This is a genomic window from Nonlabens arenilitoris, from assembly GCF_002954765.1.
GTDB classification, from domain to species: Bacteria; Bacteroidota; Bacteroidia; order Flavobacteriales; family Flavobacteriaceae; genus Nonlabens; species Nonlabens arenilitoris.
Genome location: NZ_MTPW01000001.1, coordinates 2351713 through 2366159, shown reverse-complemented (window position 1 = coordinate 2366159; position 14447 = coordinate 2351713). Strand labels below are relative to the sequence as shown.

Sequence of the window (14447 nt, the reverse complement as noted above, 5' to 3'; positions counted from 1 at the left end):
TTTTACCATATCATGAGTGTTACTAAAAACCCTTTATTAGAAAAATTTAATACTTTTCAAGACACTGCTCCTTTTTCAAAAATTAAAGAAGAGCATTTTGAAGAGGCTTTTGATATTGCTATAGATCAAGCTCGTAAAGAGATAAACGCAATAACTAATAATACAGATACTCCTACATTTGAAAACACCATTGAGGCGCTAGACATGTCTGGTGATTTATTAAGTCGTATTTCTAGTATATTTTTCAATCTTAACAGTGCAGAGACTAACGATGAGATTCAACGTATTGCGAGAGAGATAAGTCCTAAGCTGTCACAATTCGGTAATGATATCACGTTAAATGAAGACTTATTTAAACGTGTTAAAGAGGTCTATGATTCTAAAGAGAATCTCGATTTGAATGTTGAGCAATCTACTCTATTAGACAAAAAGTATAAGAGTTTCTCACGTAATGGCGCAAATTTAAGTGAAGATAAAAAATCACGCTTACGCGAAATAGATAGCCAACTATCCCAGTTGACCTTAAAATTTGGTGAGAATGTACTAGCGGCAACTAATGCTTTTGAATTACATCTAACAGATGATTCAAGATTAGCTGGTTTACCAGAAAGTGCAAAAGAAGCTGCAGCTGAGCTTGCAAAAGCTAAAGGAAAAGAAGGATATATTTTTACATTAGACTACCCTAGTTATATACCGTTCATGACCTATGTAGATGATCGTGAATTACGTAAAGAATTGTCTATAGCTTTTGGGTCTAAAGCTTTTAAAGACGATTTTGACAACCAAGATAACGTGCTTCAAATAGCGACTTTAAGATATGAAAGAGCACAACTTTTAGGTTATAAAACACATGCCCATTTTGTACTAGAAGAACGTATGGCTATGACACCAGAAAAGGTCATGGAATTTTCAAACGAAATTCTAGAAAAAGCAAAACCTGCCGCAGAACGTGACTTTTTAGAATTACAAAATTTTGCCATAGCTGCAGCTTCAAAATCTGATGTGAGCGAACCTATCACAAAATTGCAAAAATGGGATGCCGCTTACTATGCTGAGAAGTTGAAGAAACAACTCTTTGAACTAGATGATGAATTATTAAAACCTTATTTTAAACTAGAAAATGTAATCGATGGCGCGTTTGAGGTGGCAAATCGTCTTTTTGGATTAAGTTTTGAAAAATCCACACAAATAGATAAGTATCATGAAGATGTCATGACTTATGAAGTTAAAAATGAGGATGGTAGTTTAAATTCTATTTTTTATGCAGACTTCTTTCCTCGTAAAGGAAAACGTAATGGTGCCTGGATGACTTCTTTTAAAAGTCAATATGTAGAACATGAAAAAAATGTACGACCGCATGTGTCCATCGTTTGTAATTTTACTAAACCTACAAAAACAAAACCTTCCTTATTAACCTTTAATGAAGTTACTACTTTGTTCCACGAATTTGGTCATGCCCTACATGGTATGCTAGCAAACACGCAATACCGCAGTTTATCTGGAACATCGGTTTACTGGGATTTTGTAGAATTACCCAGCCAGATTTTAGAGAATTGGTGTTATGAAAAGGAAGCATTAGAAATTTTTGCTAGACATTATGAAACTGACGAAGTCATACCACTAGAGTATATTGAAAAAATTAAAAAAGCAGCAAACTTTCAAGAAGGTTTACAGACCTTAAGACAGTTATCTTTTGGTATGCTAGATATGAGCTGGCATGGTATTAATCCATCAGATATTACAGATGTAAAAGGTCACGAAAGAACCGTTTTTGAAAAAACAGATTTGTATCCAGATGTTTCTTCAAGTTGTATGAGTACGGCCTTTGGACATATTTTTCAAGGTGGATACAGTGCAGGATATTACAGTTATAAATGGGCAGAAGTATTAGATGCCGATGCCTTTGAGTTATTTAAAGAGAAAGGGATTTTTGATAGAACAACAGCAACCAGTTTTAAAGATCATATTTTATCAAAAGGAGGAACACAAAACCCTATGTTATTATATAAACGTTTCCGTGGAAGCGAACCTAAAATAGATGCCTTGCTTAAAAGAGCAGGACTCGTCACATAAATAAACGATGCCAGAAGTAAAATTAATACCTGAAAAATGGGTAGACCGTTATGGCGACTACCTTTTCAACTTTACCATTTCTAGAGTTAACGACTCTATTATGGCTCAAGACCTGGTGTCTGAGACCTTTCTGGCAGGTTTAAAAAGTGCTCATAGATTTAAAGGTCAATCGACAGAACGTACCTGGTTGATCTCTATACTCAAACGTAAAATTATAGATCATTATCGTAAGTCTAACTCAAAAAAAGGTCAGGCCGAAGTGCGGATGAGTTACCTAGATAATAATGATCAAAACGGTGACTGGATGGAAGAACAGGTTAGAGACCTGCGTAATCCTAATGTTGAAGATGAAATTGAACAAAAAGAACTAGGTGTAGCATTAAATGAATGTATTGCTGCCTTACCCGAGAGATATGCAACTATATTTGTCCAGAAAACCATTGACAAGTTGGATACTGAAACTATCTGTAAGGAACATGATATCACAGCGTCCAACCTATGGGTAATCATCCACCGTGCGCGTGTACAGTTGATGGATTGCTTGAATAGCAAATGGTATAAGAAGGATTAAAAAATGAGTAGAATTTTTATCTCGTGTGATGAGGCGAGTATTTTAAGCACTAGAGATCAGTATAATGATCTTTCTCCTAAAGAAAAATTTAGGATAAAATTACATCATGGACATTGTCTAGGATGTAGAAGCTTTGATAAAAAGTCACGCTTATTTTCAAGAACAATCAATAGTCTAGGATGGGTTAAACTGTCTAAGTCTCAGAAAAATTCTATTAAGAAAAAACTTAAAGATGCTATGAATAAGTAGGTTTATAAAATGCAATACATTACTAACCATATTAATGGAATAGCTTCTATAAAAAAACTGGCATAATAGTCTGATTTAAACTTATCTGAAAACCATATAGCTACTCCAGTTATAATAATCATCATAATCTCGCTGTATTGAATATCTTCAATTTTAAATTTTTGAAAGAACAGCAATAAGAGATAAAGTCCACATAAACACAGCCCGATATATTTAGATACTTGGACTCCTAGTACCTGTGGTAATGTCTGTAGTTGTTCCTCATCATATTTTAAGTCTCTAATTTCAAAAGGAATACAAAGGGCAATGACTAATACAAATATTTTTAAGGTATGTAGCTCAACATAATTGCTTACAAAAAAATGTAATCTATAATCATCAATTAAATAAGTTACGGGAGTAGTTTCATAATATAAAAATTGAGGTATCGCAATAATTAAAATAGCCCAAACAATTGAAACAGAAAACAATTTAAAAAATGGACTGTACCTTAATCCATGACCTTTCCAAATAGGTAAAACATATAACATGTTGATTGCAGTAATTATCATTAATAAGATCAATGCATATTTACCTATTTCTAGCTTTATTAACATTGCTAAAGCAACTACTGTTGCCATAAAAGACAACAACTTAAGGATGAAGTTAAATCCTAGTGGCTTTTTAAGCCATATAAAACCGTATTTAATCAAGTTATATCCAGCAATAGCACAGCAAAAAAGAAATATATAATAATGAATAGGCACATACAATCCATGTGTACCATTATAAACAATTGCTAAAGCTACAAAGCAAATCGCTACGTGTAAACTACTACGTATATAAAAGTCCAGAATTATTTTCAATAACCTCATCATTCAAATTTACAGCGCATAGTTAATAACTAGGTTAAAAAGGTTGAAAAATACATCCATTTCTTGCGAACGCTTGTTAGTTTAAAAGTCTTAAACGACTACTTTTGCACTATCTCAAATAGACCATATAAGTACTATGAATACAGATCGTTTTGCCCTAAGACATATCGGACCTCGCAAATCAGACCTTGCGCCCATGCTAGAAACAATAGGTGTAGAATCTATTGACCAGCTAGTTTATGAAACCGTCCCAGAAAACATACGCCTTCAACAGGATTTACAGCTAGATCCAGCCATGAGTGAATATGAGTTTTTATCTCATATTAAAAAATTAGGCGATAAGAATAAGCAATATAGATCCTACATAGGTCTAGGATATAATGCACCGATTACACCAGCGGTGATCCAAAGAAATATTTTGGAAAACCCAGGATGGTATACAGCATACACACCTTATCAAGCAGAGATTGCACAAGGTCGTCTAGAGGCTCTATTGAATTTCCAGACAATGATCACTGATTTAACGGGAATGGAGCTAGCAAACGCTTCTTTACTTGATGAGTCAACGGCAGCTGCCGAAGCGATGACTCTACTTTTCTCAGTAAGAGAAAGAGCTCAGAAAAAAGATAATGTTGTAAAATTCTTTGTAGATCAAGACACCTTACCACAAACAAAGGAATTATTAAAAACTCGTGCCATTCCACTAGGAATTGAATTAGTGGAAGGTAATCCACAAGATATGGATATGAACGATGGCTATTATGCGATCCTTTTACAATATCCTGGTGCTAGTGGTAACGTAGTCGATTATACTGCATTTGCAAAAAAATGTCAAGAAAATAATATTCGTGTTGCTGTTGCTGCAGACATCCTTTCCTTAGTAGTATTAGAAGCTCCAGGACATTGGGGCGCAGATGTGGTTGTGGGAACAACACAACGTTTTGGAATTCCATTAGGTTATGGTGGACCGCATGCAGCTTACTTTGCTACTCGAGAAGAATACAAGAGACAAATCCCAGGTCGTATCATAGGTGTTACTAAAGATACTGATGGAAAACGTGCCTTGCGCATGGCTTTACAAACGCGCGAGCAACACATTAAAAGAGACAAAGCAACTTCAAACATATGTACAGCTCAAGTGTTACTAGCAGTAATGGCAGGTATGTATGGTGTTTATCATGGACCACGTGGTTTGAAGTTTATCGCAAATAAATTACACGCCCAAACAGCCACTCTTGCAGATGCTGTTGAAAATCTAGGAATCTATCAGACTAATGAGAATTACTTTGACACTTTAAGTTTTAAAGTAGATGCCGAGGCTGTCAAAAAAGAGGCTTTGGCTTTAGAAATCAATTTCTATTATCCAGATGCTGAAACAGTTCAGGTTTCTTTAAATGAAACTACTTCTTTGACAGACTTGAATGATGTTGTTTCCGCTTTCGCGAAAGCGGTAAACAAAGACTTTACTCCTATTACTAAACTTTTAGAAAGCACTCATCTAGGAACTGGTCGTCAAACAGATTTTATGACTTATGAGGTATTTAATTCCTATCATTCAGAGACAGAATTAATGCGTTATATCAAAAAACTAGAACGTAAAGATTTAGCATTAAATCATTCTATGATTGCACTAGGTTCTTGTACGATGAAATTGAATGCGGCTGCAGAAATGCTTCCACTCTCTAATCCTCAATGGGGAAACATCCATCCTTTTGTACCGGTAGATCAAGCGCAAGGTTATCAAGAAATGTTGAAAAAACTAGAACTTCAATTAAATGAAGCAACTGGTTTTGCGGGTACTTCTCTACAACCTAATTCTGGTGCACAAGGTGAATTTGCCGGATTAATGGCAATACGAGCTTATCACCACAGTCGTGGAGATCACCACAGAGATATTTGTTTAATTCCATCTAGTGCGCATGGTACTAATCCAGCTAGTGCAGTAATGGCAGGTATGAAGGTAGTCGTTACTAAAGCGTTAGAAAATGGAAACATTGATGTAGATGATTTACGAGAAAAAGCTCTTAAACATAAAGACAATTTAAGTGCATTAATGGTTACATATCCATCCACACATGGTGTTTATGAAAGTGCTATTAAGGAAATCACCAGTATCATCCACGAGAATGGAGGACAAGTTTATATGGACGGTGCAAATATGAATGCACAGGTAGGACTTACTAATCCTGGTAACATCGGTGCAGATGTATGTCACCTTAACTTACACAAAACATTTGCTATCCCACATGGTGGTGGTGGACCTGGTGTAGGTCCTATATGTGTGGCTCCGCAATTGGTTCCATTTTTACCTAGCAATCCTATCATACCTACAGGTGGCGATCAAGCTATTTCACCTATCAGTGCAGCACCTTTCGGTAGTGCATCAGTTTGTTTAATTTCTTATGGCTATATCTGTATGCTAGGAGCCGAAGGTCTTAAGAGATCTACAGAGTATGCAATCATCAATGCAAACTATATTAAAGAGCGACTTAAAGGCAGCTATGAATGTCTATATACTGGCGAGAAAGGTCGTGCGGCACACGAAATGATTATAGACTGTCGTCCTTTTAAAGAACATGGCATTGAGGTAGTTGATATAGCAAAGCGTTTAATGGATTATGGTTTCCATGCTCCTACTGTATCGTTCCCAGTAAACGGTACGATGATGATAGAGCCTACTGAGTCTGAGTCTAAAGAAGAAATGGACCGTTTTTGTGACGCTATGATTTCTATTAGAAAAGAGATTGCAGAATGTTCTAGTGATAATCCTAATAATGTTCTTAAAAATAGTCCACACACATTACAAATGATTACTAGTGATCACTGGGATTTACCTTACACGAGACAACAAGCAGCATATCCATTAGACTACATTGCAGACAATAAATTCTGGCCTACTGTACGAAGAGCAGACGATGCTTATGGGGACCGTAATTTAATGTGTACTTGTGCTCCTATGGAAGAGTATATTAAATAATATTTATATTTACTAAAAGTAGTGTTATGTTTTTGAAAAAATATATAGTCGGTTATACATTCTTTATCGTTTTACTTGTTTCTTGTTCCAGTGATGATGGTGCAAATGTTAACACAGACGTAGATTTGGGAGATGAGATTCTTGTGGCTAGAGGTCCTTCTTTAGTAACTATTAATTCAATTACTGGGATTAAAACAGATTTTTTTCGTTATGCTACGAATGATGATTTCAACAACGGTAATTTTCATTCAATTGCTCCATCAACCTTTATCAAAGACTCGAACAAAGTATATGTGCAATCTGTTAATTCATTATTTCCAGACGAAAGTGATAATCAAATATTAGAATTAGATCTTGAAACACGATTTGTATCAAGACATAACTTGCAAGTTGAGGATGCAGTTTTAAATATTAGTGACTCAGATAGTTCAATGATACAAGATGATAATTTTCTTTATTGTCTTGCAAAAAATCCGGATTTTTTTGATTCATTTAACGTAGTAGTTCGTATTAATAAAATGGATTATTCAGCTGATATATATTTTGATGATTTTCAGCTAAATCCACAGAATTCTGAAAAGGTTATCAGTCTAATTGCGGTAGCAAACGATCATATCTATTATACAGATAACCTACAGAGATTAGTTAAAGTCAACGTAACAACTTCTCAAAAAACAATTTTACATAATGAAAGTAATTCTCCAAGAAGAATCAGAAACATTAGTTTAATTGATCCAAATCAAGATCAGTTTGTGTGTGTAAACACTACTTCAAATAATTCAACTCAATTTTCATTTTCTTTTTTTCCAATAATACTTTTAATGATATTTTGGCTTCATCTTTCCCTGTTACCGCAACTAACTCTTTTTATTCAATGGCTGCAGATACCAACAACTTGATATATTATAATGATGAAACTAATGAATATTACATTTCTGCTCGTATTTTTGAATTTGATGAAAGTATTTATTATATACCTCAGAGTTCTATTTTAAAATTCAATTTGACCGAAGAAACCTTTGGTATTATCGAATTACCAAATGCCCAAAATATTAATCTCTCAATACAAAACATACTTGGAATTTTATAGTATTAAATCGTTTTGAAAGTCGTCTACATAGGTTAATAAGGATTTTGGTGTGTATTAAATCTAAATTTAGTTGTTTTAAATGTACTGTGACTCATGATGATAGTAACTATTTTTAAGCTAAAGCACTTAAAACTCTTCGAATCCAAACATGTTATTGCAAAACATGTAATCGTTTCTTTACGAAAAATTATTTAGTTAATTAAAAATATCCTGTGAAGCACACGTACGTTGGTAAAGTGTTAAATGATCAAAATAAATAACCTAGTATATACAATTATGAGTCATACAAAATATAGGTAAAGACTTAGAACGCGAACCAGCAATACCTGAGACGTCAGCAAACTCTAATACAATGTATTAAATGTATAGCAATAAATGAGCAAATCGTTGATTTCCTATGCAACGCATTGTATTATTCGCAACAAAACAATCAAAAACTTAGCAAATTCTTAAACAACAGAAAAGTTCTATATATTAAGCTTTCAATTATTAGGAAAACATCGCATTTATCACTTTTTTTGTCCTTACAAGTTGATGAACATGAGAGCAAAAATTACAGGAGTAGGTAGTCATATACCTGATGTAGTGAGAAAAAATGAAGAATTCATGAATCATGAGTTCCTTAATAATGATGGTAGTTCCTTCGGTAGTGATAATGCTACCATAATTGAAAAATTTGTGGCTATCACAGGTATTGAAGAACGTCGATATATGGACGATAAACTCATGACCAGTGATATCGCAACTTATGCGGCACAAAAAGCTATAGAAGATGCAAGGTGTGACCCAGAAACATTAGACTTTATAATTGTTGCCCACAACTACGGCGATGTAAAACCTGATGGTGGCTCTAGTGACATGGTCCCTAGTCTTGCGAGTCGGGTTAAAAATAAACTAGGAATTAAAAATCCTGCCTGTGTTGCTTATGATGTGCTATTTGGTTGTCCAGGATGGGTTTTAGGTCTTACACAAGCAGATTCTTTTATCAAGTCTGGACTCGCAAAAAAAGTTCTAGTCATAGGTGCAGAGGCACTATCACGTGTGGTAGATCCACATGACCGTGATTCTATGATCTATTCTGACGGTGCAGGTGCCGTGGTGGTTGAACCTAGCAGCGATGAACATGGTATCTTAGGACAGGCAACAGCCACTTATACTGAAGAAGAAGCTTTTTTCATTTTTAATGAAACTTCTTACAATAAAGATCTACAAGACAAGACTAAATACATTAAAATGTATGGTCGTCGTATTTACAACTTTGCACTCTCTAAAGTTCCTGAAGGTATGAAAGCCGCTATGGATCAGGCTGGTGTAGATATTAAAGATTTGAAAAAAATCTTTATACATCAAGCAAATGAAAAAATGGATGAGGCTATAGTAGAACGTTTCTACAAATTATATGACATGGAAGTGCCGCGTGATATCATGCCTATGATTATTCATAAACTTGGGAATAGCTCTGTAGCAACTGTACCTACTGTGATGGATCTAGTAGTACGTGGTAAAATGCCTCAACACAAAGTAGAAAAAGGTGATGTAGTTATGTTTGCTAGTGTAGGTGCTGGTATGAATATTAACGCCATTGTTTATCGTTATTAGCAAGAATAATTATAACTATAAAAAAAACTCCTTTTCAGTTTTGAAAAGGAGTTTTTTTTGTGATCTTAATTAGATAATAATATTCATAATTAATAAAATATGAAACCTATTCTATCACACTCATATCAATGTAGATATCTTTCTTAGGCCAGTCTCTTGAATCAGTTTCTACTTTTGAAATCTCCTCTGCGACATCCATGCCTTTTATCACTCGACCAAAAATGGTATGCTCACCATCTAAATGCTCTGTTGCCCTTAAAGAAATAAAAAAGTCAAAAGGATTGTGCCAGTTTTCAGGATTATTTTCCCAATACTTGGCACTACTCAAGGTTCCATATGCATGTTTAACATCTGGCAGGATATGCATAGGTAATTGATAGTTTCCTGCGCTACCTTTTTTTTGTGCGGTAATCATGTTGTCACTATTACCAGCTTGAACGATAAATCCTTTAACGGCACGATGTACTACAGTCTCATCAAAATATCCATTATTAATTAAAAATAAAAAACTAGCTCTATATAATGGTGTCTCTTTAAATAAAACCATGTCTATGTCTCCATATGTGGTCGTCATACGCACTTTAGTCTCTGGATGTTCTTTACCATATCTAGTAAAAAAAACCTCTACAGAGTCTTGTGGTATGTAGGGTAACAGAGTATCACCTTTTCTATTCAGACTGCGTTTATAAAACCTAGCAATCTCTTTTTCCTTACGTTCATTTAAGATTTGTTCTTTGGTGCGTGTTTCCTTTACTTCGTCGTTTACAGGTGTTTCTTTTTGTGAACTATCTTTACAACCCAATGTAAGGAATATCACTAATATTAAAAACAGACCATTTGATTTCATTTAACGCTTTTAAAGATTCGGTTTCAAAAATAAAGAAAATGCCTTTACCAGGATTTGAAGCACAACTTAAAATGGCTGCGGTAGAACGATTAGAAGAATTGCAACGCGTGTCGCTACTTAAAAAAACACCACGCAAGGCAGCTGTTATGATGCTTATTTATCCGGTAAATGATGTCGCCCATTTTGTACTCATTGAACGCATGGTTTCTAAAGGTGCACATAGTGGTCAGATTGCATTTCCTGGTGGTCGTCAGGAAGAAGAAGATCAAGATGATGCTGTTACCGCTATTAGAGAGACACATGAAGAAGTAGGTATTATTCCAGACCATCAAGAGATTATTGCTGCAGGTACTCCTATCTATATTCCACCTAGTAATTACATGGTTTCTCCTTTTCTCGCTTTCGCGAAAGCGGAATTACAATTCACTCCACAACCTAGCGAAGTCAAATCAATTATTGAAGTCCCATTGCATGAATTAATAGATCCTAATAATGTAAGCAAACACACCTTATCTACTAGTTATGCAACTAACATTACAGTACCATGTTACAACTTGCAGGATCATGTAGTTTGGGGTGCTACCGCAATGATGCTAGCAGAATTTAAAACCATGTTGCAAAAAAGTTTATCTTTAAAAGATGTTTAAAAACAAGATATATATCATCTTATTATTTACATTAAGCACTATACTTACTGCTGCGCAAGACCGTGTGTTTATAGATTTTGGATCTAGTAATGAGAGCCAAGCAAGTAGCGAGTATATCAACAATATTTCAACTAGTTATCAAGCTGGTTATTCTAATGGTGTATTGCTATACAACCACTTAGGGACATCAACAGGCATAAATTTACAAGTACACGATGCCTGGCTCAACATTAATTCTTCCGGTACAACGACTCCTTCTTATTTAATCAATGTGCCACAATCAGCAAGTTCTGACAGTTTCTTTGGTGCAACAGGATTTTTTAATGGTAATACTCAATTAACTGGTGGTTTTAAATTACGTCAACTCGATCCAAGTAAATTTTATAGCTTTTCATTTTTTGCCTCTAGGATGAACGTTACTGACAATCGAGAAACATCATATACGGTTACGGGAACCACAACTCAAATTGTAAACTTAAACGCATCAAATAATACAACACAAAAAATTGAGGTTTATAATATACAACCAGATAGTAATGGCATTATTGAAATTATAGCCACAGCTGGTGCTAACAATACAAACAGCTATGGTTTTTATTATCTCAACACTCTTGAAATACAAATAAACACCTCTCCTATTTCACAATTTATAACGCAAGCAGATTTACAACTTACCTACCCTACACAACAAGCGACCTGGGAAGTAGGTAAAACTGTCCAGATTTTATGGAAAAGTGAAGACATAGACATGGTTACTCTTCAATATTCAATAGATGGTGGCTCGACATTCAACGCTATTGCTACAGTACCTGCAACAGATGCTAGATATAATTTTACAGTACCTAATCAATTATCTAATAATGTCATAATTAGACTAAGTCATAACGGTCAGATTATAGATAGTCCACCAGTATCGATTATACCAGACGATAATACCGTTTACAGAATTGTAGTACTAGGATCGTCAACTGCAGCAGGCAGTGGTCCTTCAAACCAGTATAACGCTTGGGTATGGAAATACCGCCGTTACTTAGAACAATTAGACACACGTTATGAGGTTATAAATCTGGCACAAGGTGGATTTGTCACCTATAATATTTTACCTACTGGAACCACAATACCTGCAGGTGTTAATAAAACTATTAATGTAGATAAGAATATAACTAAGGCTGTCAACCTTAATGCGCATGGTATTATCATCAATTTACCTTCAAATGATGCTGCAAGTAATTATCCGGTGGCAGATCAATTACATAATTATAGTCTGATCGCTCAAACAGCCTCGCAAAATCAGATTCCTTTATGGGTTGCGACACCACAACCACGCAACTTTGCAGCAAATGGAAGTCAAGTAGCGATTCAAACACAGATGGTTACAGAAACTTATAACACATTTGGTAATAATGCGGTAGATTTCTGGTCTGGTCTAGGAAATACGGCTGGCAACCAACTTTTATTAGCATATAATAGTGGTGATGGTGTTCACGCTACTAATGAAGCTCATCAAATTTTTTATGAACGATTACTTTTAAAAGATATTCATGGCGCAGTAAAAACACAAGTCGATGCTGCTTTATCTGCACCTACAGCAGTAGAAACTGCCATCTCTATATACCCTAATCCTGTAAAATCACTTTTATTTATAGAGAGCACTAACCCTATTGAAATGATAGAAATTTATAATCAATTAGGACAGCTTGTAATGGAAAAAGAAAACCCAATGGATATGATCAACTTGCAATCTTTAGAAACAGGATTCTATATGGCTCATATTCATGTTAATAATTCGATTGTTTATAAAAGACTACTTAAAAAATAAGTCATTTTTATAGGTGATTAACAGCTAGTACGTCCACAATCCCTATATTAGCCGTCCCTTAAACTTAAATGACTCTATGGGATTATTCAAAAAGAATCCTTTCGGACATATATTATGGATCAAACGCTTTCTAATACGCTTCTTAGGTGTACTATCTCACAGACGTTTTAGAGGTTTTAATGAATTAAACATTGAAGGTAGTGATGTGTTGAGAAACCTACCTGATCAAGGCGTTCTATTTATATCAAATCATCAAACATATTTTGCAGATGTGGTAAGTATGTTCCATGTATTTAATGCAGCTTTATCTGGTAGGCAAGATTCTATTAAAAATGTAGGTTATTTATGGAATCCTAAACTCAATATTTATTATGTTGCTGCAAAGGAAACCATGACCAGCGGCTTTTTACCTAAAGTATTTGCTTATGTAGGTGCCATCACGGTAGAACGTACCTGGCGTGCAAAAGGAGAAGAAATAAATCGATCAGTGAACCCAGATGACACAAAAAATATAGGTATAGCATTAAATGATGGTTGGGTAATTACATTTCCACAAGGAACGACTAAACCTTTCAAACCCATTAGAAAAGGTACCGCTCATATCATTAAACAATATAAACCTATTGTTGTGCCTATCGTCATTGACGGTTTCCGTAGAAGTTTTGATAAAAAAGGATTGCGTATTAAAAAACGTAATATTCTTCAATCCATGGTTATTAAAGAACCATTAGATATCGATTATGAAAATGAAAGTGTAGAATCGATAGTAGAAAAAATTGAGTATGCTATTGAACAACACCCATCATTTTTAAAAGTGATTCCACAAGATGCACTGGAAGAAATGGAACAATTAAATGAAAAACGTAAGTGGGATTATTAACACATATTAATTCGATTTAAAATATGGGAACTTTTGCTGTCCTCATCTTTATCATTACTATTTTAATCATGATTGGTTTTGTGGTGGGAATGGTGTTTCTCATACGTTGGGTTATTAAAAAAAGTAATGGTAATAAATCTCCAGAACACACTCAAAACGAGCAGCAGCAAATGCTTGCACGAGTAGATTACATGAAAAAATCACTCGTCCCATGGGGAGATCGTAGTTATACAGATATCTCGTCATATATGACAGCTCAATTCTCAAAAGGTTTTGCACGACGCCTTATAGGAACCGTATACTCTACTGATAAGCAACCGATTATGGCATTCAGCCGTATAGAGCGCGGCATGAAATCTGACGGATATTTCTTTGTAGGTGCGACTAATTTCAATTTAGCCTGTGAAGTGGTTGATGATCATATAAATGTGAACTTGAATAATGAATCTCTAGGCAGAATTTCTAGTTCTGGAGAGATTACAGATCATCATGGAAACTTTCTAGGAACAGCAAAACATCCTACTAAAATATCAATCAGTTCAGGTAGTTTGAGATATCGTTTTGGAGAATCCACTTATGACGTGGTACTTCAAGGTAAACTCCTAGCAAAGGTCTATGTCGCTCCCAACTATGCCGATTTTGATCATGGATCTTTTTCTCATAACTTTAATGAAAATGCTATTGGGCAACCTATTATGAAGTTGCTAGACACGCCTACTCCACAGCAGGAGAAGTGGCTGCTTGCTATTGCTGTTTTAGAAATAGTGCATCATGGCCACTGGATGATATAAAGCAAGTGTGATTATACTGGATACGCTTTCGCGAAAGCGGCATTAATACT

The 14447-nt window shown here is 34.9% G+C and carries 12 protein-coding genes; 10 read left to right on the top strand and 2 right to left on the bottom strand.

What is annotated here, in order from left to right:
* Window positions 1-12 precede the first annotated feature (12 nt).
* From BST92_RS10445 to BST92_RS10435, 3 genes are read left to right on the top strand one after another with little or no spacing between them, the layout of a single operon-like run.
* On the top strand, window positions 13-2073 hold the full coding sequence (locus tag BST92_RS10445; RefSeq protein WP_105071397.1) for a M3 family metallopeptidase: 2061 nt from the start codon (window positions 13-15) through the stop codon (window positions 2071-2073).
* A 7-nt stretch (window positions 2074-2080) separates the two neighbouring features.
* The gene (locus BST92_RS10440) at window positions 2081-2644 is read left to right on the top strand and encodes a sigma-70 family RNA polymerase sigma factor (protein ID WP_105071396.1); all 564 of its coding nucleotides are present in this window, start codon (window positions 2081-2083) and stop codon (window positions 2642-2644) included.
* 3 nt (window positions 2645-2647) lie between these two features.
* A complete protein-coding gene (locus tag BST92_RS10435; RefSeq protein WP_105071395.1) occupies window positions 2648-2893 on the top strand; it encodes a hypothetical protein in 246 nt (81 codons plus the stop codon).
* 2 nt (window positions 2894-2895) lie between these two features.
* Here BST92_RS10435 and BST92_RS10430 read toward each other — a convergent pair whose 3' ends face one another.
* Window positions 2896-3747 carry a hypothetical protein gene (locus tag BST92_RS10430; RefSeq protein ID WP_105071394.1) on the bottom strand — a complete coding sequence of 284 codons (852 nt, stop codon included), beginning with the start codon at window positions 3745-3747 and terminating at the stop codon, window positions 2896-2898.
* A gap of 136 nt (window positions 3748-3883) precedes the next feature.
* On the opposite strand from BST92_RS10430, the gene gcvP reads away from it, so the two are divergent.
* The 3 genes from gcvP (at window position 3884) to BST92_RS10410 (ending at window position 9413) form a co-directional block, all read left to right on the top strand.
* Window positions 3884-6724: an aminomethyl-transferring glycine dehydrogenase gene (gene gcvP, locus BST92_RS10425; protein WP_105071393.1), complete on the top strand. Its 2841-nt coding sequence runs from the start codon at window positions 3884-3886 to the stop codon at window positions 6722-6724.
* Window positions 6725-6750: 26 nt separating this feature from the next.
* A complete protein-coding gene (locus BST92_RS10420; RefSeq protein ID WP_105071392.1) occupies window positions 6751-7623 on the top strand; it encodes a hypothetical protein in 873 nt (290 codons plus the stop codon).
* A 731-nt stretch (window positions 7624-8354) separates the two neighbouring features.
* Entirely contained in the window at window positions 8355-9413 is a 1059-nt protein-coding gene (locus tag BST92_RS10410) for a 3-oxoacyl-ACP synthase III family protein (RefSeq protein ID WP_105071390.1), read from the top strand.
* A 106-nt stretch (window positions 9414-9519) separates the two neighbouring features.
* Here the strand turns inward: BST92_RS10410 and BST92_RS10405 are convergent, their stop codons facing one another.
* Entirely contained in the window at window positions 9520-10260 is a 741-nt protein-coding gene (locus BST92_RS10405) for a peptidylprolyl isomerase (protein ID WP_105071389.1), read from the bottom strand.
* A 38-nt stretch (window positions 10261-10298) separates the two neighbouring features.
* Between BST92_RS10405 and BST92_RS10400 the strand changes: the two genes are divergently transcribed.
* From BST92_RS10400 to BST92_RS10385, 4 genes are all read left to right on the top strand, one after another.
* Window positions 10299-10907 (top strand): NUDIX hydrolase, encoded by a 609-nt coding sequence (locus BST92_RS10400; RefSeq protein ID WP_211292477.1) that lies wholly within the window; start codon window positions 10299-10301, stop codon window positions 10905-10907.
* Entirely contained in the window at window positions 10900-12726 is a 1827-nt protein-coding gene (locus tag BST92_RS10395; protein WP_105071388.1) for an SGNH/GDSL hydrolase family protein, read from the top strand. Before BST92_RS10400 ends, BST92_RS10395 begins: the two co-directional genes overlap by 8 nt.
* Window positions 12727-12802: 76 nt before the next feature.
* A complete protein-coding gene (locus tag BST92_RS10390; RefSeq protein WP_105071387.1) occupies window positions 12803-13606 on the top strand; it encodes a lysophospholipid acyltransferase family protein in 804 nt (267 codons plus the stop codon).
* 23 nt (window positions 13607-13629) lie between these two features.
* Window positions 13630-14397, top strand: a complete 768-nt coding sequence (locus BST92_RS10385) for a hypothetical protein (protein WP_105071386.1) — start codon at window positions 13630-13632, stop codon at window positions 14395-14397.
* The last annotated feature ends 50 nt before the right edge of the window (window positions 14398-14447 follow it).